Below are 21,054 nucleotides of genomic sequence, written 5' to 3'. Positions count from 1 at the left end.
GAATGGGGAAATATATTTTATCCATCGACCAAGGGACGCAATCGACAAAAATCAGTGTGTTTGATTTTGAAGGCAATGAGCTGTGTTCAGCCAAGCACCCTTTACAGGCGATGGTCACGGCACCAGGCGGGATCGCTGAACAGCATGAAGATATTTACGAGAGCATCGTGGAGACCATGCAGGAGCTGATGGAAAGATTCACTGGTGATCCAAAGGAAATTATCGGAATCGGCCTGGGGAGTATCCGTTTTGATCGGGTATTAATGAAGAAAGACGGCACATTGGCAGAGCCGATCCAAACATGGATGGATGAACGGATCGGTTATCCATATCAAGGCACAAATCCAAAAGTGGCTTATTTATCGGCAGACACGGGATATTTGACGGTGCGGATGACAGGGAATTTTGTGGATACCTTTTCGAATTACGCAGGAGCATGGCCAATCGATCCTGAAAAGTGGGATTGGAGTGACAATCCTGATCTATTTGACTACTTTGGGATGCCGCGAGACATGCTATTGGAGTTGAAAATGCCTGGCGACGTTTTAGGAACACTGCTGCCGGAAGAGGCGGCACGAATGAATGTGCCCGCTCATTTACCAATCATCGCGACGGCCAATGATAAAGCAGTAGAGGCATTAGGGGCAGGCTTGATTGATGAAGATACGGTCTTGATCTCGTTAGGGACGTATATCGCGGGAATGATCGCGAATGAGTACACCCCCTTTGATCCCGAATTGCCTTATTGGTCAAATCCAGCATCGATACCGAATGTTTTCTTAAATGAATCTGGCGGCATCCGTCGGGGGATGTGGATGGTTAGCTGGTTCATCAATGATATTTTAGCAAAACCATGGCAGAAAGAGGCGTTGTCTCTGGAGACGATTCCTGAAGAACTGATGAACCAAGCAGGCTTGGATGTTCCAGCCGGAAGCGATGGCTTGATGACCGTCCTTGACTGGCTGCCCCATCAGCAAGCGCTGTACCGCAAAGGAACGATCCTTGGCTTTGATGAACGGCATACGAATGCCCATATCTATCGTTCGATTCTAGAGGCCATCGCCTACACGATGAAATTAAATGTAGATGCCATGCTGGATCGTCAGAAAATCACTCGCAGTAAATTAGTGATTACTGGCGGGGGATCAAATAGTGATCTCTTCATGCAGATCTTTGCGGATGTCTTCAATCTGCCAGCTACACGAAATGTCATCAACGGTGCAGCTTCACTCGGGGCAGCGATCAATGTCGCTGTTGGATTGGGTGTGTATCCCGATTATGAAACAGCGATCGAAAAAATGGTGCGTCAAGCAGATACCTTTGAACCAAATGCGGAAAACGCAGACGTCTATCAAACAGCCGTTAAAAACTATGCGTCTATTCGCGACATCACCGATCAATACTATAAAACAGCAAATGAAGTAACAGAAGGGGCGTTTACAGAATGAAAACAACAGAAAACTACGTAGCAGATATCACGATCGAGGAAGCGAAAAATAAAACGATCACGAATCAAGAGATTGTCGATAAACTTATTGAAATTGTTGGAAAAGACCATGTCGAGACGGATCAAAAGGAACGAGAAAAAAACAGTATCGATACCTTCCGAAAATGGCAAAAGGCACAAGAATCCTACACACGGCCGATTCCAGAAGCCATCGTCAAGGTGCACACAGCAGAAGAAGTCTCAAGGATTCTCGTTTTTGCGGATCAAAACGGGATCAATGTCGTTCCGCGGACGGGAAATTCCGGCATCGAGCAAGGCCTAGAGAGTGCCCGCAAGCTGTACATTCTAGTAGACGGCTCTGAAATGAATACGGTCATCAACATCGATACAGAAAATATGCAGGTAACGGCACAAGCCGGGACTTCCCTAGAGGAATTAGAAAACCACCTGCGGGAGATGGGCTATACAACGGGGCATTCACCCCAGTCTAAGCCGGCCGCACAGCTCGGCGGATTAGTAGCGACGCGCAGTATCGGTCAATTGTCTACCTTATATGGGGGAATTGAGGATATGATCGTTGGTCTCGAGGCGGTCTTGCCGACGGGGGAAGTGATTCGCATCAAGAATGTGCCGCGACGCGCAGCAGGCCCGGATATTCGGCATATTTTTGTTGGGAATGAAGGGGCGATCGCCTTCATCACCGAAGTGACGGTGAAGCTGTTCAGCTATCTGCCGGAGAATTCCCAATACATGATTTGGCAGTTTGAAACGTTAGAAAAGGGCTGGAAAATGCTGCGGGAAGTCATGGTAGCTGGCTACAAGCCTGCTGTTGCTCGGGTTTATGATGCGGGCGATGCCAGCATCCACTCCTTCTCAAAAGGAGTCGAGGACAAGCACATCTTGATGTTCTCAACAGAAGGAAATGCCTTGATCTCTGAGGCGACAGCAAAAGGGATCAAAGAAATCGTCGCGCAAGATGCTGAATTTAAAGAGATGGACAATCAAGTAATGATTGATTGGCTAAATAACTTAAACTGGGATCACCAGCGGATCAATGAGGAAATCGCGGAGTTTGGACAGACAGGCCATGTCGGCTACACGACAGAAATATCTGCGGGCTGGAGCGAGATCCACGCGATTTTTGAAGCAGTAGTTGCACGGGTGATGAAGGAAGTGCCGAACATGGATGGCATTGGCGGGCATTCGTCTCACAGCTATATCAATGGAACGAATATCTATTTTGTTTATGGCTATCAGGTGAAATCGGATGATCCAGAGGATGAAGTGACGAAATACCATCATTTAGTAAATAAAATCATTGTGGAGGAAACCTTGAAGCGCGGCGGCAGTATGTGTCACCATCATGGAATCGGTAAAGCGCGTGCGCCGTATGTGAAGGATGAATATGAATCTTCATTTATCGTATTAAAGAAATTGATGCAGGCATTTGATCCAAACAATACGATGAATGCGGGGACGATCATCCCGATTCCTTTCTACGAAGAATAGGAGGAAAAAACGATGGATATGTTCTTAGCATTGGTAGGCGCTTTTGCCGGCGGGGTCTTCGGTGCCTTGTTCGGCGGCACGACGCTCTTCATCTTTATGGGATTGATGGTGCTTTTGGGATCAGCGATTGCGTTATCTGGTGGGGGCGATACATTTTTACTGCAGGTCGCATTCGGGACATCCTTTGCGCCTCATATCGCCTTTGTAGGTGGTGTAGGGGCAGCGGCCTTTTACGGGCGCCACCGAATGAATTTGTCTCATGGTGAAGAATTTGCCAAAAGTATCGAAGGATTTACCGGGGCGGACACCATCACCCCTTTAATGAAAATGAAAGATATTCCGACGTTGCTTGTCGGCGGTTTGTTCGGAATGCTGGGTTTTCTACTCGTTACTGCCTTGACAGTGATGGAATCGCCGATGGATGCCAGTGCAACAACGGTAGCTGCCACAGGAATATTGGCGCGATTGCTATTTGGTAAAAGCGGGCTGACTGGGAAGTTTTCTGCCGGGGAAAAGCGTTATGATCTTTCGGCGAATCACATAGTTTTCACGGCTATCTGGATAGCTGCACTGGCTGTCGTCACCTTCCAAGTGGTGAGCATGACTCAAGTAGATGTGCTGATGTTTGGATTTAGCGGATTGTCCTTGATCGTCTTATATTTTGGTCTGCCGATACCAGTGACCTATCATATTACCTTAGTGACGGGAACTGCAACCTTGATGTTTGGAAATATGGCGATTGCGATCGCCTTTGGATTGCTTGCGGGCTTTTTGGGGAATTTTTTTCAACGGAGCTTCAATACGAATGTTGACAGCCACGTAGACAACGCGGCATTGACGATCATGGTATGCACGCTGCTGATGACAGGAATACAGGCGATACTTTAAAAAAAATCTCGGATTGTCGTATTTATTATGATAATCCGAGATTTCTTTCATTTTATGCGTATGTTTACTATATAAAAATGTCAAAAAATAATCATTAAAACGATTCGTATTTTAAAATTATTATTAATAAATTGATTTAATTCGCAATCATATTTTTTGAATATATCTTTTAAGAAGAAAATATAAACACATAAATAAGCTGATTTATCAGTATTTTGAGCGGTGAAGGGGGAGGTGCATCAGCAATACATATACTTTATTTTTGATAAAATTGAAGATTCTATGAAGTATGGTCGTGTCTTTAGACACACCATTAAATTAATGTTAATATAGTGAGTAATTAAGGAAAATAATTATATACCACCGTGTATTTAAATAAGAAATGAGGTATACATGTGAAGTACAACAAAATGATAAGCTTGCTAGCGCTGGGAACTTTATTTGGGCCGACTCTTTTATCTTCACAACAAGTTTTTGCGGATGAAAGCAGCACCGTCGCAAGTACAACTCCTGCGCCGCAGCCAACAGAAAATTCGAGTACAGAAGGAACAGACACTTCTGAAACACCAACTCCTGAACCAGTGAAACAGCATAATTTATTAGCAGATGGCACACCTATCGCGAATAATACCTTTGTCGATGGTAATGGAAACAGTGTCGCCTTTCAATACACCTCTGACAAGGGGTTAGTGGCTGGTACACTCGTTCATTATACTGTTTCCCTAGCTGAAGGATTTGAGCTGAAAGAAGTGAAAGTCATTGATACAGCAACGCAAACTGTCTTGACATCAAGCGCGGCTGTCAATGGTCAATTTACGATGCCCGATGCAGATGCTTCTGTCCATCTAGAGGTCCAAAAGAAGGAAGAACCAAAACCGGAACCAAAACCAGAGCCCAATCCAAAACCGACTCCAAAACCAGAACCAAAACCGGACAATGGCAATGGCAGCAACACAAACAATCAAAACAATCACACTGGCGGAACAGGTACGTCAGCCAATAATGGTGCTCAAAACACACCAAAACCGGCAGAAAATCAAGCAGCTTCTAGTCAGCCAACGCAACAGGAAGCACGGCAGCCAGAAGGGGACGCCTCTGCTGCACCGGCAGATGTTCGTGTGCCTTCGAATCAACCAGCACCAACATTTAGCAACGATGTACAAACCGCGATCGTTCAAGAGGCTTATCGTTACCTTGGCAAACCGTATGTATGGGGAGCTAAAGGACCTAATGCCTTTGACTGTTCTGGGTTAGCCTATGTTGTTTATGCAAATGCAACAGGTCACAATATCGGCGGCTGGACGGGCGACCAACAATACGCTGGGACTCAGATTCCTGTTAGCGAAGCACAACCGGGTGATTTGCTCTTTTGGGGAGCGCCAACAAGTGTCACGACTCACGTAGCGATCTATATTGGAAATGGCCAATACATTCACGCACCGCAGCCTGGCGATGTCGTTAAGATCGGAAACATTAGCGATTTTACACCGACTTTTGCCGTTCGAGTGAACATTGCTGGCTTACCAAAGGCAACAGGCTCGTTATCAAATGCCTTCGGGGAATACAGCACCAATCAACCATTCATTTTTAATAAAAATCAAACAACCGATCAATTCATTAAGAAAATCGGAGAAACTTCTCGTGAGATCGGACAGAAGAACGATATCTATTCTTCCGTTATGATCGCTCAAGCCATCCTGGAAAGTGGTTCAGGAAACAGCTCATTGGCAAGCGAACCAAATTATAATTTGTTCGGGATCAAAGGGAAATTCAAGGATCAAGGCGTGACATTCCAAACGCTTGAACAAGACAATGATGGTGCGAATTTCCAAATCACATCAGAATTCAGAAAATATCCTTCCTATAAAGAATCGTTAGAGGATTATGCGAAGCTGATCAAAAAAGGTATCTCAGGCAACGAGGAGTTCTATAAGTCTGCTTGGAAAGACCAAACGGACTCTTACAAGGATGCGACGAATCACTTGCAAGGCCGCTATGCCACAGACAAGCAATACGCTGAAAAGTTAAATGCGATCATCGCTGCCTACGATTTAACTGAATTTGATCATGCAAAAGAAACGAAAGTAAAAGCGGCTGGACCAGAAGTTCAGTCTGCGAAGACAGTTTTTGATGTCAATGACCGCATTCAATCCAAATTGATTGCCAGTCTGATCGACAGCCCGCGTATTCCGCAGATCATGTCGACGAAACAATTTGTTAATTTGTTCCGTGGTGAAAGCTTGATCGCGCTAGCAACGACTGCTCTGCCAACGAAAAAAGCAGCGGTAGACACGTTGCCGACAGCCGCATCAATCTCCATCACATTGAGCAATGGATTATTGGCGATCATCCCGCCGATCAACTAAAGAATCATTATAAAAAAGCTGCTGAGTGAAAACTTAGCAGCTTTTTCTCTTTTAAAAGGAAGAAAAGTGTGTGAAAATGTAATCGTATTCTTTTTATGTTTAAGTAAGTAAATGAAGGATTTAGAAAAGAAAAATTTCACAAAGTAACACATTTCGTGAATTTATTATAGAAAGTAAGAAAAATAAAAAAAGAGAGATAAAGACTCTAATTTTGTTTTTTTAACGCAGGAGAGATGACAATGAAAAGAAAACAAGAGAGCCTAGTAACGAAGCGGCGTTTGTTAGAAACCGCGTTTCAAAATTTTTATGAAGTGGGATTTGAAAATACTTCTTTAGACAAAATATCAAAAGATGCCAATGTCAGTCGCGGTGCGGCTTACTGGCATTTCAAGAATAAGTCAGAGATCTTTAGTGAAGTGATCAAAATGACCATCGAAAAAATCAAAGAAGAGAAACGGGCGATCATGCGTGACGAGGACTTGAGCTTTGAGGAAAAAGTCGTAAAAATACTGATCGTACCGTCACAAAATCAAGCGGAATTCAAATTTATGCAGCAATCACTGAAAACCATGGAGGTCTATCCAGAATTTGCGGAGCTGCTGGATATTTTCCGTGAGACGCGCGGGCGTTTGTACGAGTTCTTTTTAACGGGATTGAGAAAAGAAGGACTAAATGAGAATGAGGCAGCGGCTGTTTCCAGTATGCTTTACAATTATTTTGAAGGAATGTATGGTTCTGGAACGCCAGACGAGGTCACAAAAAATTACACACCAGAGGCTATCACCTGCAGTATTTCGATTATTTTTAGGAACATTTAAAAAAAAGGAGAACTTGTTCACAGCAGCCTTTCGTGAACAAGTTCTTTTTTTCACTAAATTGACAGCGCTTTCATTAATTCGTATATTGGAATTGTTAGATACATACATGTGTGTATGTAAAAATGAAAGGAGCTTGGGAAAATGGCAATTGAGGAAATGGTACAACAGGCACGTATCGCAATGGACAAAATCAGTGGGTACGATCAGGCACAAGTGGATGAGATGCTTTACGTAATTTCGAAAGCAGTATTTGAGCAAGCAGAGCCGTTAGCAAAGTTAGCGATCGAAGAGACCAGATTAGGGCGTTTGGATCATAAAATCGGTAAGAACCAAGGCATGGCGACGAACATCTTTGCGAGCTTAAAGGACAAACCTTCTGTCGGCGTGATTCGGGAGATTCCAGAGGAAGGCTTAATTGAGATTGCACATCCTCGCGGCGTCATCGGATCAGTCACGCCAACGACAAATCCGACGATCACACCTTTGGGAAATGGATTGATGGCGCTAAAAGGAAGAAATGCCATGATCGTATCCCCGCATCCTCGTTCAAAGAAAACGACAAAGGAAACCATTGAATTGATGCGCGAAGCACTTGTCAGTATTGGTGCGCCAAGAGACCTGCTGCAGGTGATTGAAGAGCCAAGTATCGAATTGTCACAAGAACTTATGCGGTCTGTCGACTTGATCGTAGCAACAGGCGGACCAGGATTGGTGAAATCGGCTTATTCTAGCGGTCACCCAGCCTATGGGGTAGGGCCAGGAAATGTACAAGCAATTTTGGACCGGGATTACGATGTAGAGATTGCCGCAGAGCTTTCAGTGATCGGGCGTTCTTTTGATAACGGCATCGTATGCGCGTGTCAGCAAAGCTTGTTCTACCCAGGGGAAAAAGAAGTGGAATTGTTTGAACAATTGAAGGATAAAAAGGCAGCACTGTTCACAGAAGAAGAAGACTTAGCAAAATTACGGGACGTACTCTTTATAGAAGGAAAAGCAAATCCGGAAATGATCGGACAGGACCCTCAACGAATCGCCGAAGCGGCGGGGCTCAGCATTCCGGCAGATAGCGAGATCATCGCTGTGAAGGTCGACGCGGTCGGCAAGAAGGAGCTGTTCTGTAAAGAAAAAATGGCGCCGGTTCTCGCATTGAAAAGCTACGATACCTTTGAACAGGCTGTCGCTTTTGCTCGGGAAAATCTATTGTGGGAAGGTTCAGGACACTCGGCAGGATTGTTCAGCAACAGCAAAGAGCACCGAATTTATGCAGGAGAAGTATTGCCAGTCAGTCGTGTCGTGGTGAATCAGCCAACGATTGATGCGGGCGGATCTCCAGCCAATGGATTGAATCCGACTGTCTCGCTAGGCTGCGGCTCTTGGGGAAACAATATTATCTCAGAGAATCTGAATTATACTCATTTGATTAATATTTCCCGGGTTGCGATGCCGATTGCGCCGAAGCATGACGGCGAACCGTGGAATTAGGTGACGACGATGCAGAAATTTGATGCGTTGCTCGCAAATTTTTCTAGTAAGGAGAAGATTCGCATCGGTGTGGTTTGTGCCAATGACGAGGTGACGATTCAATCTGTCTTTCATGAAAAGGTTCGAGACTACTTGGAGCCGGTCTTGATTGGAGACGAGGCAAAAATACTCGAAATCGTCACCCAAAATGCGTTTTCTGCACGGATCGTTGCGGCGGAAACGGAGGAAGAATGTGCCGCGATAGGGGTAGAAATGGTACGAGCGGGCGAGATCGACTTTTTGATGAAGGGCCATCTTCAAACCCGGACCTTTTTAAGAGCGGTAGTGGATCGTGAAAAGGGCATTGCTGCCAGTGGCTTATTGAGCCATGTAGCATTGAATGAAATTCCTAACTACCATAAATTATTACTGACAACAGACGGCGGGATGGTCACCGCACCAAGTAAAGAAGAGAAAAAGACACTGATCACCCACGGAATCGAAGTCATGAATAAGATCGGCGTTGCCAAACCCAAAGTAGGCCTTTTAGCTGCGGCGGAAACAGTGAATCCGAAAATTTCGTCGTCGGTAGAAGCCGAAGAAATCATGCGAGAAATACAGTCTGAAGCACCAGAAAGCTGCTGGATCGATGGCCCGATTTCGTTGGACTTGGCTTTGAGCAAAGAGTTGGCGGGGATCAAGCATTATGAAAGTTCTGTTGCAGGTGATGCGGATATCGTCGTAGGCCCAGATATCACTACGATGAATGTTTTAGGCAAAAGTCTCACTGTTTTGGCGGGTGCCAAAATGGCTGGCCTGATCATGGGCGCCAGCGTGCCGATCGTCATGGTGTCACGCGGATCAACGGAAGAAGAGAAGGTCTACTCAATTTTAGTCGCTATGTATTGCAGCAAGAGGGGATGACAAATGAAAATTTTAGCAATCAATCCTGGATCGACCTCTACGAAAGTTTCCTATTATGTGGATGGAGAAATCATCAAGGAACAGGGCATTTCTCATTCAACAGAAGAACTAAGAAAATTTCAAAAGGTCGTCGATCAAATGGAATTTCGTCGAGATATATTATTAGCCTTTATGAAGGAGGAGGGCATTGATCCTAAAGAATTAGACGCTGTAGCTGGACGCGGAGGGAGTTTGCCGCCGGTTTCTTCTGGGGCATATGAAGTCAATGCAGAGATGATCGACTATTTAAGAAGGGTCACCAAGATCGAGCATCCTTCGAATTTAGGAGCGATTCTAGCAAACGAAATCAAAGAACAGGGAAATGAAAAAACGCTCGCCTTGATCTATGATCCGGTGTCAGTAGATGAATTTGAGGATGTGGCTCGTATTTCTGGACTGAAGGGGATCGAACGCAAGAGTATCGGGCACGCTTTGAATATGCGGGCGGTGGCGATGAAGGTTGCACGAGAAGAAGGACTGGATTATCAAACAGCGACGGTGATCGTCGCTCACCTAGGTGGAGGAAATACCATCAGTATTCATCATAAAGGCAAGATGATCGACTTGATCTCTGATGATGAGGGGCCGTTTTCAACAGAACGTACGGGCGGATTGCCATTGAAGTACGTGATGCCCATGTGCTACGAGCATTCATTGGAAGAAATGATGCGGATCTACAAACGAGAAGGAGGCTTGAAGTCCTACGCAGGGACGAGCAACGCCAAAAAAATCGAAGAACGCGTGGCGGCTGGCGATGAAGAGCTGAAGACGGTCTATGAAGGGTACATTTATCAAATTGCCAAAGGAATCGGGAGCCTGGCAACCGTGACAAACGGACAAGTGGATCGCATCGCTTTGACCGGCGGCGTCGCTTACTCAAAAATGGTCGTTTCTGAACTAACGAAACGGGTAGGCTTCATTGCGCCGATCATCACTGTTCCTGGGGAACATGAAATGATTGCTCTGTCAAAAGGAGCAGAACGGGTCGTCTTAGGACAGGAAGAATTGAAGCAATTTACCAGCTCGGATGTTTAAGACGATCAGTCTTAATAAAAGGACAAAAGAAGCGTACACATTTCGTAAAAAAACAAATGAACAGGGAAAGGGGCAACACACATGAAAATCAAAGCAGCATTAGTAAAGGAAAAGGGTGCACCCTATGAAATTACCGAACTAGAATTGGCCGAGGTCGGATCGAAGGACGTTTTAGTAAAAATCGTCGCGTCTGGACTGTGTCGTTCAGATTACGGAGAAAGAAATGGAAACAGCATCAACTTTCCAAATGTTTTAGGGCATGAGGGTGCAGGGATCGTTGAGCAGGTGGGAAATGCGGTAACTTCCGTGGCACCGGGCGACCACGTGATTCTGTCCTACGCGTATTGCGGGGAATGCAAGCACTGTGTAGAAGGACACCCATCCTCTTGTGAAAAATGGTTTGCGGTGAACAATATCGGGAAAAATCCTCGGGGAGAATTTGTGCTGCACACAGAAGATGGTACAGAGGTCAACAACTTCTTTAATCAATCCTCCTTCTCTACCTATAGCTTGACTGAGGAATCCAATATCGTGAAGGTGGATAAAGACGTGGATCTGCGCTTATTAGGACCATTGGGCTGTGGATTAGGAACAGGAAGCGGTGCGGTCCTGAGTGTCCTGCAACCAAAGGTCGGTGAAGGAATCGCGGTGTTTGGAACGGGAGCGGTTGGTTTCTCAGCGGTCATGGCAGCGAAAATCGCAGGCTGCTACCCGATCGTGGCAATCGACATCAATGATGGTCGTTTGGAAAAAGCGAAGGAATTAGGTGCCAGTCATATTTTCAACAGCAAAGAAAATGATCCGCAAGAATTCATTATGGGATTAACCGACGGAAAAGGGTTGGATTACGTCATCGACTCCACAGGCGTTGGACCTGTGATGACCAAAGCGCTTCACTCCCTAAGCAATTCTGGAACCTTCGTCCCACTAGCGGTTACGCAGAAAAACTTTGAAGTGAATACGTTCTTTGATCTTGTTTTCGGGAATAAAAAGGTTCGCGGGGTATTGATCGGAGATACGATCGCTAAATACCATTTACCGAATCTGATCGAATTTTACAAACGCGGGGAATTTCCATTTGACCAATTTATTAAATACTATGATTTTGAGAATATCAATCAGGCAGAGGCCGATTCTCTTAGCGGCGAGGTTATCAAAGCAGTGGTGGTGATGGACAAAGAATACCAGCCGCCTAAATGATAGGAGGAGGAGACTATGAAAAAAGGAGACATTATCTGGGTTCTTTTGTTGGCTGGATTACTGGCGTTGTTCGTGATCCCTGTGACGAGAGATCCAATCTTAGCGTCAAGTAGTGCTCATCCTTATATCGGCGGCTTTATCAAGTTCGCGATACTGGCGACGATGGGGGATATTCTAGGCAAGCGGATCGCTTCGGGAAACTATCAATTGTCGCTTCAGGTTTTATTCCGGGCGATTGTTTGGGGAATCATCGGCTGTATGGTAACCCTCGTTTTTCCAGTCTTTATGGGTGGTGCCGGCGCGGCACAGGCAGGAAAACTGCTTCCTTTTGCCGGAGTGACTTTCGTCCAGGCCCTTTGCGGCAGCAGTATCATGAATCTGACCTTTGCCCCTGCGATGAATACCTTCCACCGTGTCATGGACATTTGGATCGAATCAGCAGCGGCTAACGAGCCAGTGACGTTAAAAAAAATCATCGGGAAAATTGATTGGGTGTCCTTTGTGACCTTCAATTGGTTGAAGGTGGGCATCTTCTTCTGGATTCCTGTACACACGATCGTGTTTTTATTACCAGAGAATCTTCGGGTGATCGTCGCTGCTTTTTGTTCCATCGCCTTGGGAATCATTCTCTCCTTTGCCTCGAAAAAGGGAAGCAGTGACCCGAAAGTAGAAGAAAAATTGGCATAAAAATGGGACAATGAAACTCGCAGCACCATAAATAAAAGAAAACCGACTGTCTGATTGCTTTCTACATTGAAAGAAATCAAGCGTTCGGCTTTCTTTTTGTTTAGGGATTGATATGCAGCTCCATTTCAGGAGCATGGACGATCGTGTCTTTGACTGGACACGTTTTTTCGATAAAAGCCACCAGTGCTTCGATCTCTTCCTCGGTATTGTCCGCATCAATGTAATAGTTGGTAATGATTTTAGAAAAACCGATCTTTACATCCGGCTTGCCCTTTAAACGGTCCGAATCGATCTCACCTAAAATCTCGACCCGCATTGAATGCAGATTGATCTGTTTTGCTTGATAAAAAAACCGAACGACCATCATTTTGCAGGCGCCTAACGAACAAAGCAGCGCCTCTAATGGATTCATCGCTTCGTTTGTTCCTCCGACACCGGTTGGCTCATCGATCATAAATTCAAATCCGCGAGAAGAGCACTTTAGCTGCATGCCGCCGAGTGATTCAACTTCAGCTTTTAATGTTTGCTTTGCCATGAAACATTCCTCCATTCTTTTACTCAATCATACGGTTTTTATTAAAAAAAATAAATAACTTGTGCAATTTTTCTCAACATTACATTTTTTTACAACTTTTCATTGAAAATATTTTGGAAATCCTGTATGATACCTGTACATTATGGCTTTTGCCAAGAAGGAAGGAACCTTATGAAATCGGATTTATTTATGGAAATTGAAGAAACACCTGCGTCTGAAAACGAAAAGCATGTGAAGCCTCATTCAGACTTGATGGCTCAGTTGGAGTATTCAATCAGTAAAAAAATGGATTTGTTTAATTCGAGTTTGCCTCGTTATGCAGTACGTTCCATGCTTGCATGTCTCTTTTTAGCTTTAGGAACGGCTATTGCTTTTTATATCGCTATTCGAATGCAGGAAGCGATTCCTGGTTTGGAAAAAATGGCGTATGCCTTTATGTTTAGCTGGTCATTGGTCATGATCCTATTTATGAATGCAGAATTAGGGACGTCGAATATGCTGTACACCACGATCGGTGTGTACAAGAAAAAGATGTCCGTCTCTTTTGCGGTGAAATTATTATTTACGTGTATTTTGTTCAATTTGATCGGCGGCGTTCTATGCGGCTATCTATTGTCATTGACCGCTCCTTTTGGACACCTAGAACCAGACAACTATATGTTTACCGGGATCGCGTCTAAGTTGACAAAATCCACTGGTCAAATCTTAGTAGAAGGGATGTTTGCGAATATCGTCGTAAACACTGCCGTTTTAGTCAGTCTGCGAATGAAAGACGATGCAGCGAAGGTCATGGCGATCATCTTCATCATCTTCATCTTTGCCTTTTTAGGTTTTGAGCACGTCATCGCGAACTTCCCAGCATTTTCTTTAGCTTACTTTGCTTCTCATGGAACGATTGCTGAGATGACGGCTGGAAATGTCGCCCACAATCTATTCTTCACGCTGATTGGAAACTTTATCGGCGGCGGATTGGTCATGGGACTTGGTTATGCATGGTTGAATAACACAGAATCAAAATATGTCGATTAGGAAGTATCGGGGATTTTTCCCTGATGCTTTTTTTGTTGCGAAGGAATGAGATGTATCCTATAGTGAAAGAAACGAGCGGGAAAAGGAGGCTTTTTATGACGTTGTATTCAAGCATTTTCACACGAAAATCGACACGTAAGTTCACGGACCAGCCGCTATCAGGAGAGGCATTGGCTGATATCAAAAGCTTTATTCAAACAATCCCTCCCTTAGTGCCAGATGCGGAGATTACCTATAAGATCGTGGGTCCAGAAGAAGTCAAGGGGATGGGGATTCCAAAGGCGCCTCATTATTTTTTGATTTATGGCAAGGAACAATTTTTAAGAAACACCTGTGCAGGATTATTGTTTCAGCATGTGGATCTGTATTTATTTTCCAAAGGGTATGCTTCGCGTTGGCTAGGGATGCTGAAGCCGAAAGAAGCCGATCCGAATTTTATTATTGGGATGGCCTTTGGGTATCCAGAAAAAGAAGAGAAGCGAACATTAACGGATTTTGACCGTAAGCCGCTAAAGGAAATCTCTGAAGGGACGGATTCTCGCTTAGATGCGGTTCGATTAGCGCCCTCAGGATTAAATGGTCAGCCGTGGTATATTATTGCAAAACCAGGGGTGCTATTTGTATACAGGCAGAAGAAAATCAACGGATTGCCGGGGATCATGTATAAAATGACAGATTTGGATGTAGGGATCGCTCTATGTCATTTAGCTGTAGCGACAGAAGAGAGCGGAAAGGATTTCAACTTTGGGATCACGAAAGGTGCACCGGGCGCTCCAGATGGTTTCCTGTATTTGGGAACAGTCACGTGACACCTCTTCAAACCGTTTTGAAGAGGTGTGATGCACTTATCAGATAAGTGAAAGTAAATCCAACTGCAAAACCTCTTTGACGACAAAAGAGGTTTTTTTGCGGTAGGCGGCAGCGCCACTCTCAAATAGTGCGAAGAGTGTGTTGCCTTCTACATAAATCTGTTCGAGATAAGGGGGCGTCTCGATGATTTTTATGGCTTGGGAAATATCTGAGAAATCAGTGGTTTTATGAATATCAAAAATAAAAATTTGCCCAGGCTGCTTGCCCCAAGATTTTGAAAGAAGCATGAACTGTTTATAAAAGGTCACGCCTTGAATTTTTTTCGGAATCGCCATCGAGCCAAAGGGTGAAGCAAGGGGTGCAAGGTTCGGTGAGTGATTTGAAACATTCGGTTTCTGCGTCAAATTCCCTTCGTCATCGATTGGGTAGCACACGACAGTTCCACTTTCCTTTAAGGCAAACAAGGCAACCACTAAATACCCATTGTCATAGGTCAAAGCAGAGGCGCGAGGCAGTTCTTTCAAAGGGACTTTTTGTTCATAAGCAATCGGGCCCTGTTTTTCTGAATAGTGGAGGATCGCTTCGAGAGTGATTGCTGCAACCGCCGCGTTTTTTCCAAGTGTATTACTGACCCATAGTTTTCGATGGATCGGATCATAGGCGAGACCGCCTGCGTGGGGCAGATCCGGCAGGAAGATCGTCTTGAGCTTGGCGCCATTTCGGCGATTCACTAAGTAAATGACAGAATGATGTTCGTGGGTGTGACAATAGGCAGAAATCAGCAGATAGTCTTCCGTCAACGTCAGTCCTTGCGGTGTCATGTCTAAACATGTTTCTTTTTCGCCTTCCCGCGTGATTGAGTGGGCCTTTTTCAAGCCGGGAACAGGGTATGTTTGCTCCTCCGCAGATTGAAAAAACTCTGGGAAAACGCGCCAAACATTTCCACGATTAAAGTAACTGCCTGATAAAAAATGGCGCAGCCAAGTGAGTGTTCCAATGTGCATGTTTTTCATCGAACTCGCCTCCAATACATTTATTTTAGCAATATATCGAAAATGGGAACAGTTTTAGGCTCTCATAGAAAAATAGTTGTCAAAAACGGTTGACAAGTTGAAGGATAACGCGTAGTATTCAACGAAATAAGCGTCTTACAAAAGAGAAGTAACATAACGAACCCTTTTTCAGAGAGCTGATGGTGCTGCGAATCAGTAAGGAGAATTATGCGAATGGACTTTTGGACGAAGTTTTGAACGCATAGTAGGAACTTCCGGGAACTCCCGATATAGAGTAAGGTCGTTGTTAGACGACTGATTGAGAAATGCCTTGTTTGGCATATCCTTGAGGTGGCACCGTGGATTATCCGCCCTCAGACCAAGTTTATTTGGTCTGAGGGCTTTTTGTTTTTAAAAAAAGGACCACCCTTGAAAAGAGTTTTTCCTCAGGTTAATGATAGGGCGCAGGAATTTGTCCTTCAGAGAAGCATCAATTTAATAAAACAAAAGTATAAACAAGAGAAGTAGCTAGGATAGAAAAAATCACAGAAAGTTTCGGTTGATGAGAAGAAACATTTTTTCCTTAGTGAATGGACTTGTTGGCACGTTCTTGAACTACAGTAGGGAACGACGGGTGCTCCCGTTACAGAGTACGATCGTTGTTAGACGATTAGAGTTGCTGTTTACGAACAGTAAAAAGAGGTGGTACCGTGCTATTTGCGCCCTCAAACCAAAGTTTATTTTTGGTTTGAGGGCTTTTTTTGCGAGTTTTTCTTCACGCTTTAGCGTGATTAGAAAAATCGTATGCGTGACGAGAATCAAAGTTACTTTTTCGTTTTTTTGAAAAAGGAACATCCTCAAAACGAGGTAGCTGCGAGTTTTTCTTCACGCTTTAGCGTGATTAGAAAAATCGTATGCGTAACGAGAATCAAAGTTACTTTTTCGTTTTTTTGAAAAAGGAACACCCTCAAAACGAGGTAGCTGCGAGTTTATCTTCACGCTTAGTTGTAAATAAAAAACATTTTTCAGTAAAAATCAATCAATAAATAAAGGAGCCTTAAGATGAAAAAAATTAAACAGTTATCTAATAAGAAGCTTGACCCAATCACCATTTATTATCGCTTGAAGAATCGTGGAACCTGCATCTTTGAACGAAGATCTAAGGTTCAGGATTACGCGATCATCGCGTTTGATCCAGTCAAGCTGATGACTTTTCAAGCGGGAGAATTTCGTATCAACGATGACAAAATTTCGTGTACCGATCCGTTACGGGAATTGGAAAAGCAGGTTCTGATTGATGAGGAGTGTCAGGAGGAACTTCCTTTCCAAGGCGGGGCAATAGGGTATGTTGGTTACGATGTTGCTGCGTGCTACGAAGACATCGGAGAGATACCGAAAGATGAGCTGAATGTACCAGACCTGCAATTCTATCTGTATGAATCCTACGTAATTTATGACAAGCAGAAGCAAATCACTACTTTGGTGGTCGGAAACTGCTACAGCGAAGATTCAGAAGCTCGATTAGAAGAGCGAATGGGAAATCTCGAAGAAACGCTTCAACAGGAAATCGAATTGCCAGAGGGGAATCTTCCTCCGTTGACATTTACCAGCAATTTTTCTCAAGACGAATTTGAGGCGATCGTCAGGCAGGCGAAGAAACGAATCGTGGAGGGGGATCTCTTCCAAGTCGTACCTTCGCAACGATTGTCGGCGGCTTTCACGAGTGCTCCTTTTGACTATTACCGCCAGTTAAGAAAAAGCAGCCCGTCAACCTATCTTTATTATTTGGATTTTCCAGATGTTCAGGTAATCGGCAGCTCACCAGAGAGCCTGGTCACAGTCAAAGGCGATACCGTAACGACGAACCCGATCGCGGGAACGCGAAAACGGGGGGCGGATGAACAGGAGGACGAAGCATTAGCAATCGAGCTGCAAAACGATCCGAAAGAAATCGCGGAGCATCGGATGCTGGTGGATCTTGGCAGAAATGATTTGGGAAAAGTTGCGGTTCGCGGTTCTGTGACGGTGCCGACCTATTTGACCATCGAGCGATACCGCTTCGTTATGCATCTTGTCTCCGTAGTGACAGGAATGCTACAGCCAGGACGCACCGCGATGGACGCGCTGAAGGCGACTCTGCCAGCCGGAACCGTCAGCGGCGCACCAAAAATTCGAGCAATGACTCGGATTTATCAATTTGAAACGGTCAAACGTTCGATCTATGCAGGAGCGGTCGGATTTTTAGGTGTAGAGGATCAAGCGGATTTCGCCATTGCGATTCGCACGATGGTCATCAAAGACAACAACGCGCATGTGCAAGCCGGGGCAGGAATCGTTTATGATTCTGATCCTACGAGTGAATATTTTGAAACATTGCAAAAAGCCAAAGCATTGATGGAGGTAAGAAAATGATTTTACTTGTCGATAATTACGATTCCTTTACGTATAATCTGGTCCAGCTTTTGCCAGAGGATTTAACTATTTTACGAAACGACGATCCAGAATTATTACGCACCGCAGAGAAGGCTTCCGCGATCGTCCTGTCGCCGGGACCGGGAAGGCCTGAAGAAGCGGGGAAAATCGAGCTGCTGATTCGTCGCTTTTATCGCAGAAAACCGATCTTAGGCATTTGTCTCGGACATCAAGCCATCGGTGAAGTGTTCAGTGGAAAAATCATCGGTGCACCCACGATCATGCACGGGAAACAATCACGGGTCTCAGGGGAGCGGCAAGTCATGCGCTACCATTCGCTAATGATTGATCCAGAAGCTGTACCGCAGGATTTAGAAGTAACGGAAAAAGTGGACGGCTGCATCATGGCGATCCGTCACAAAAGGTATCCCGTTTTCGGATTGCAATTCCATCCAGAATCAATCGGAACAGAAGACGGCGCCAGTTACCTTACGCAATTTTTACAGAAAGCAGGGATTTAAATGCAAGAATTATTTGAAAAAGTATATCGCGGCAATGATTTATCCATTCGTGAGATGCAGCAGGTGGGCAAAGCCATTTTTGACCGGCAATTGACCGATAGTCAGATCAGCGGATTGTTGGTAGGGCTGAAAGTAAAAGGCGTTGCGGCGGCTGAATTGACAGGCTTAGCACAAGTCATGCAAGGGAAAGGGACACCCATGATGGCGGCTCCCTCCGGCGTGATGGATAACTGTGGGACCGGCGGCGATCATTCCCACAGCTTCAATATTAGTACGACGGCGGCTTTTGTTTTGGCTGGTGGAGGAATTCCGATGGCGAAGCATGGCAACCGCAGTATTTCCAGTAAATCTGGCAGCGCGGATGTCTTGGAGGCGTTAGGGATTTCGTTAACAGTCAGCCCCGGGAAAATTGATTATTTATTGAAGGAAACAGGTATTGCTTTCTTATTTGCACCGAATTTACACCCAGCGATGGGGGCAGTGATGCACATTCGAAAAGAATTGGCGACGCCTACGATTTTTAATTTATTAGGACCGATCATTAATCCGTACCCGTTGGAACATCAATTGATGGGAAGCTACGCAGGAGAAGCCCTTATGGAAACGGCTAAAACTTTGGGACAGCTCGGGCGAAAACGCGCCATCGTTGTTCATGGACATGGTGGGATGGATGAAGCGAATCTGGCAGGAGCGACGCATTGCGCGCTGTATCAAAACGGTGCGGTGGAAGAATTTTCTTTTGACCCTGAGGAAGCTGGCTTTCAGCGGGTCCCTCTGGAGGGAATCGTCGGCGGTTCGGTTGAAAGAAACAAAGATATTTTATTATCTGTTTTGCGAGGCGTTCCTTCTGCTTATTATGAGACAGTGTTACTGAATGCCGGCTTAGGCTTTTTAGCTAGCGGACGGGTAAAAACATTGGTAGAAGGAATCAAAGAGGCGGAGCAATCCATCCTCTCAGGAGCAGCCTACGATCGTCTGCAGCAATTGATCATGAAACAACAGGAGGTGGCGTAATGGATTTTTTAACCACGATTTTGAAGGAAAAAAAACGGGAGGTCGAGGACCTAGCCTTTGTAGAACCAATGCCTGTTAAGACGCGGCCTTCTTTTTATCAAACCGTCAAAGACCAGCCGGAAACCATGCATGTGATCGGCGAGATCAAACGTGCCTCGCCATCAAAGGGAGATATTAATGAAGAGGTCGATATTTTGAAGCAGGCCAAAGCATACGAAGCGGCAGGGGTTAGCGCCATTTCAGTATTGACCGACCCTGTCTTTTTCAAGGGACACATCGAGGATCTGGCGGCAGTCGCTCAGGCAGTGAATGTGCCGATCCTTTGCAAGGATTTTATCATTGATGTGCGCCAGCTTGAGCGGGCCAAACAGGCTGGAGCGAGCATCGTACTGCTGATCGTCGCCGCCTTGTCCGCCACAAAATTAGCCGCCCTTTATCAAGAAGCAACGGCTCGCGGTTTGGAAGTGTTAGTCGAGGTACACGACGAAGACGAATTGAAGCAGGCGCAGGCAATTGGGGCGAAAATTATCGGGATCAATAACCGTAATTTGAAAACCTTCCACGTGTCAGTGCAAACCAGTCTTGATTTGGCTCAGCCGGAAGGTGAAACGGTTTATATCAGTGAATCTGGTTTTAAAGACAGAGAAGATGTCGAAAAAGTCAGCCAAAGCTATCATGGAATACTTGTAGGAGAAACACTGATGCGGGCAAGTGATCCAGCAGAGAAAATCGCGGAATTGCGGGTGAAACGAACATGACTCAAATCAAAATCTGCGGGTTAAAAACTCCGGCTGCGATCGAGGCGGCGGTAACTGCCGGCGCAACGTATATAGGGTTTGTCTTTGCTGAAAGTCCTCGTCAAGTCACTCCACAGCAGGTTCGAAAATTAACACGAAATCTGCCAAAAGGAATTCAAAAGGTCGGTGTATTTGTTTCACCGACAAACGAAGCAGTGGAGGACATCATCGCGGAAGCGGGATTAGACATGGCCCAGATCCACGGGCCAACGAATATAACAAAGCTGTCTCGACCAATCATTCGAGCCTTTGGCAGTAACGAAGCTGAGACGATGACTTACGGGCAATATCCGTTTTATTTATTGGATGCCCCGCCCGCCAAGCTGATGGGAGGGAATGGCTGCACATTTGATTGGCAATTAATTGATCAGCGAAATCTTCCGAAAGAAAAACTTTGGCTAGCGGGAGGATTAACTGCTGAAAATGTGGGTGAAGCCATTCAGTATTTTCAGCCGCGTGTCGTAGATGTCTCCAGCGGCGTAGAGACAGCAGGAGAAAAGGACTTGGCTAAAATCCAGCAATTTTGTGACGCTGTAAAAAGAACAATACGTAACTAAAAATAAACCACAA

The 21,054-nt window shown here is 45.1% G+C and carries 19 protein-coding genes and 2 other annotated features; of the genes, 17 read left to right on the top strand and 2 right to left on the bottom strand.

Annotation, left to right across the window (positions count from 1 at the left end; all coding sequences use genetic code 11):
- The first annotated feature begins 2 nt into the window (after positions 1-2).
- The 10 genes from IGI66_RS15980 to IGI66_RS15935 all read left to right on the top strand — a co-directional run bounded on the left by IGI66_RS15980 (position 3) and on the right by IGI66_RS15935 (position 12,374).
- On the top strand, positions 3-1,448 hold the full coding sequence (locus tag IGI66_RS15980) for an FGGY-family carbohydrate kinase (protein WP_438849557.1): 1,446 nt from the start codon (positions 3-5) through the stop codon (positions 1,446-1,448).
- Positions 1,445-2,956, top strand: a complete 1,512-nt coding sequence (locus IGI66_RS15975; protein WP_301517266.1) for an FAD-binding oxidoreductase — start codon at positions 1,445-1,447, stop codon at positions 2,954-2,956. The genes IGI66_RS15980 and IGI66_RS15975 overlap by 4 nt, the downstream gene beginning before the upstream one ends.
- 12 nt (positions 2,957-2,968) lie before the next feature.
- Positions 2,969-3,844, top strand: coding sequence for a hypothetical protein (locus tag IGI66_RS15970; RefSeq protein WP_438849556.1), 876 nt, complete (start codon positions 2,969-2,971; stop codon positions 3,842-3,844).
- Between the two features lie 395 nt (positions 3,845-4,239).
- Positions 4,240-6,210 carry a glucosaminidase domain-containing protein gene (locus IGI66_RS15965; RefSeq protein ID WP_301517575.1) on the top strand — a complete coding sequence of 657 codons (1,971 nt, stop codon included), beginning with the start codon at positions 4,240-4,242 and terminating at the stop codon, positions 6,208-6,210.
- A 239-nt stretch (positions 6,211-6,449) separates the two neighbouring features.
- On the top strand, positions 6,450-7,028 hold the full coding sequence (locus IGI66_RS15960) for a TetR/AcrR family transcriptional regulator (protein WP_288226934.1): 579 nt from the start codon (positions 6,450-6,452) through the stop codon (positions 7,026-7,028).
- 141 nt (positions 7,029-7,169) lie between these two features.
- A complete protein-coding gene (locus IGI66_RS15955) occupies positions 7,170-8,510 on the top strand; it encodes an aldehyde dehydrogenase family protein (protein WP_438849555.1) in 1,341 nt (446 codons plus the stop codon).
- A gap of 9 nt (positions 8,511-8,519) precedes the next feature.
- Positions 8,520-9,413 carry a phosphate acyltransferase gene (locus IGI66_RS15950; protein WP_438849554.1) on the top strand — a complete coding sequence of 298 codons (894 nt, stop codon included), beginning with the start codon at positions 8,520-8,522 and terminating at the stop codon, positions 9,411-9,413.
- Between the two features lie 3 nt (positions 9,414-9,416).
- Positions 9,417-10,487 (top strand): butyrate kinase, encoded by a 1,071-nt coding sequence (buk, locus tag IGI66_RS15945; protein WP_010779313.1) that lies wholly within the window; start codon positions 9,417-9,419, stop codon positions 10,485-10,487.
- A gap of 81 nt (positions 10,488-10,568) precedes the next feature.
- Positions 10,569-11,687 carry an NAD(P)-dependent alcohol dehydrogenase gene (locus tag IGI66_RS15940; protein WP_301516584.1) on the top strand — a complete coding sequence of 373 codons (1,119 nt, stop codon included), beginning with the start codon at positions 10,569-10,571 and terminating at the stop codon, positions 11,685-11,687.
- Positions 11,688-11,702: 15 nt separating this feature from the next.
- A complete protein-coding gene (locus tag IGI66_RS15935) occupies positions 11,703-12,374 on the top strand; it encodes an Mpv17/PMP22 family protein (protein WP_010779311.1) in 672 nt (223 codons plus the stop codon).
- A 100-nt stretch (positions 12,375-12,474) separates the two neighbouring features.
- On the opposite strand, the gene IGI66_RS15930 is transcribed toward IGI66_RS15935, so the two are convergent.
- Positions 12,475-12,909 (bottom strand): OsmC family protein, encoded by a 435-nt coding sequence (locus IGI66_RS15930; RefSeq protein ID WP_431378571.1) that lies wholly within the window; start codon positions 12,907-12,909, stop codon positions 12,475-12,477.
- 231 nt (positions 12,910-13,140) lie between these two features.
- On the opposite strand from IGI66_RS15930, the gene IGI66_RS15925 reads away from it, so the two are divergent.
- Positions 13,141-13,938 carry a formate/nitrite transporter family protein gene (locus IGI66_RS15925; protein ID WP_374044137.1) on the top strand — a complete coding sequence of 266 codons (798 nt, stop codon included), beginning with the start codon at positions 13,141-13,143 and terminating at the stop codon, positions 13,936-13,938.
- Positions 13,939-14,033: 95 nt separating this feature from the next.
- Complete coding sequence (locus tag IGI66_RS15920) at positions 14,034-14,747, top strand: nitroreductase family protein (RefSeq protein ID WP_438849553.1); 714 nt, start codon at positions 14,034-14,036, stop codon at positions 14,745-14,747.
- 39 nt (positions 14,748-14,786) lie between these two features.
- On the opposite strand, the gene IGI66_RS15915 is transcribed toward IGI66_RS15920, so the two are convergent.
- Positions 14,787-15,761 (bottom strand): YncE family protein, encoded by a 975-nt coding sequence (locus tag IGI66_RS15915; protein ID WP_438849552.1) that lies wholly within the window; start codon positions 15,759-15,761, stop codon positions 14,787-14,789.
- Positions 15,762-15,887: 126 nt separating this feature from the next.
- Positions 15,888-16,119 (top strand) — a binding site (T-box leader).
- Between the two features lie 124 nt (positions 16,120-16,243).
- Positions 16,244-16,470: a binding site (T-box leader), on the top strand.
- A 332-nt stretch (positions 16,471-16,802) separates the two neighbouring features.
- Between IGI66_RS15915 and trpE the strand changes: the two genes are divergently transcribed.
- Genes trpE through IGI66_RS15890 form a run of 5 tightly spaced genes read left to right on the top strand, consistent with a single transcriptional unit; the run spans position 16,803 to position 21,041 of the window.
- Entirely contained in the window at positions 16,803-18,152 is a 1,350-nt protein-coding gene (gene trpE, locus IGI66_RS15910) for an anthranilate synthase component I (RefSeq protein WP_438849551.1), read from the top strand.
- Positions 18,149-18,673 (top strand): anthranilate synthase component II, encoded by a 525-nt coding sequence (locus tag IGI66_RS15905; protein WP_438849550.1) that lies wholly within the window; start codon positions 18,149-18,151, stop codon positions 18,671-18,673. The genes trpE and IGI66_RS15905 overlap by 4 nt, the downstream gene beginning before the upstream one ends.
- Positions 18,674-19,687 (top strand): anthranilate phosphoribosyltransferase, encoded by a 1,014-nt coding sequence (trpD, locus tag IGI66_RS15900; protein WP_431378567.1) that lies wholly within the window; start codon positions 18,674-18,676, stop codon positions 19,685-19,687. It abuts the gene before it with no gap.
- Entirely contained in the window at positions 19,687-20,445 is a 759-nt protein-coding gene (gene trpC / locus IGI66_RS15895; protein ID WP_431378566.1) for an indole-3-glycerol phosphate synthase TrpC, read from the top strand. The genes trpD and trpC overlap by 1 nt, the downstream gene beginning before the upstream one ends.
- Complete coding sequence (locus IGI66_RS15890; protein WP_431378565.1) at positions 20,442-21,041, top strand: phosphoribosylanthranilate isomerase; 600 nt, start codon at positions 20,442-20,444, stop codon at positions 21,039-21,041. The genes trpC and IGI66_RS15890 overlap by 4 nt, the downstream gene beginning before the upstream one ends.
- Positions 21,042-21,054: the final 13 nt, after the last annotated feature.

It is taken from the genome of Enterococcus sp. AZ048 (assembly GCF_051715125.1).
GTDB classification, from domain to species: Bacteria; Bacillota; Bacilli; order Lactobacillales; family Enterococcaceae; genus Enterococcus_A; species Enterococcus_A gilvus.
The sequence above is the reverse complement of the archived record's forward strand: the minus strand, read 5'-3'. Positions and strand labels throughout refer to the sequence as shown.

Excerpts from the sequence above, each read along its gene's own strand:
- IGI66_RS15980 (WP_438849557.1), top strand. The coding sequence starts at position 3 with ATGGGGAAATATATTTTATCCATCGACCAAGGGACGCAATCGACAAAA.
- IGI66_RS15975 (WP_301517266.1), top strand. The coding sequence starts at position 1,445 with ATGAAAACAACAGAAAACTACGTAGCAGATATCACGATCGAGGAAGCG.
- IGI66_RS15970 (WP_438849556.1), top strand. The coding sequence starts at position 2,969 with ATGGATATGTTCTTAGCATTGGTAGGCGCTTTTGCCGGCGGGGTCTTC.
- IGI66_RS15960 (WP_288226934.1), top strand. The coding sequence starts at position 6,450 with ATGAAAAGAAAACAAGAGAGCCTAGTAACGAAGCGGCGTTTGTTAGAA.
- IGI66_RS15955 (WP_438849555.1), top strand. The coding sequence starts at position 7,170 with ATGGCAATTGAGGAAATGGTACAACAGGCACGTATCGCAATGGACAAA.
- IGI66_RS15950 (WP_438849554.1), top strand. The coding sequence starts at position 8,520 with ATGCAGAAATTTGATGCGTTGCTCGCAAATTTTTCTAGTAAGGAGAAG.
- buk (WP_010779313.1), top strand. The coding sequence starts at position 9,417 with ATGAAAATTTTAGCAATCAATCCTGGATCGACCTCTACGAAAGTTTCC.
- IGI66_RS15940 (WP_301516584.1), top strand. The coding sequence starts at position 10,569 with ATGAAAATCAAAGCAGCATTAGTAAAGGAAAAGGGTGCACCCTATGAA.
- IGI66_RS15935 (WP_010779311.1), top strand. The coding sequence starts at position 11,703 with ATGAAAAAAGGAGACATTATCTGGGTTCTTTTGTTGGCTGGATTACTG.
- IGI66_RS15930 (WP_431378571.1), bottom strand. The coding sequence starts at position 12,909 with ATGGCAAAGCAAACATTAAAAGCTGAAGTTGAATCACTCGGCGGCATG.
- IGI66_RS15920 (WP_438849553.1), top strand. The coding sequence starts at position 14,034 with ATGACGTTGTATTCAAGCATTTTCACACGAAAATCGACACGTAAGTTC.
- IGI66_RS15915 (WP_438849552.1), bottom strand. The coding sequence starts at position 15,761 with ATGAAAAACATGCACATTGGAACACTCACTTGGCTGCGCCATTTTTTA.
- trpE (WP_438849551.1), top strand. The coding sequence starts at position 16,803 with ATGAAAAAAATTAAACAGTTATCTAATAAGAAGCTTGACCCAATCACC.
- IGI66_RS15905 (WP_438849550.1), top strand. The coding sequence starts at position 18,149 with ATGATTTTACTTGTCGATAATTACGATTCCTTTACGTATAATCTGGTC.
- trpD (WP_431378567.1), top strand. The coding sequence starts at position 18,674 with ATGCAAGAATTATTTGAAAAAGTATATCGCGGCAATGATTTATCCATT.
- trpC (WP_431378566.1), top strand. The coding sequence starts at position 19,687 with ATGGATTTTTTAACCACGATTTTGAAGGAAAAAAAACGGGAGGTCGAG.
- IGI66_RS15890 (WP_431378565.1), top strand. The coding sequence starts at position 20,442 with ATGACTCAAATCAAAATCTGCGGGTTAAAAACTCCGGCTGCGATCGAG.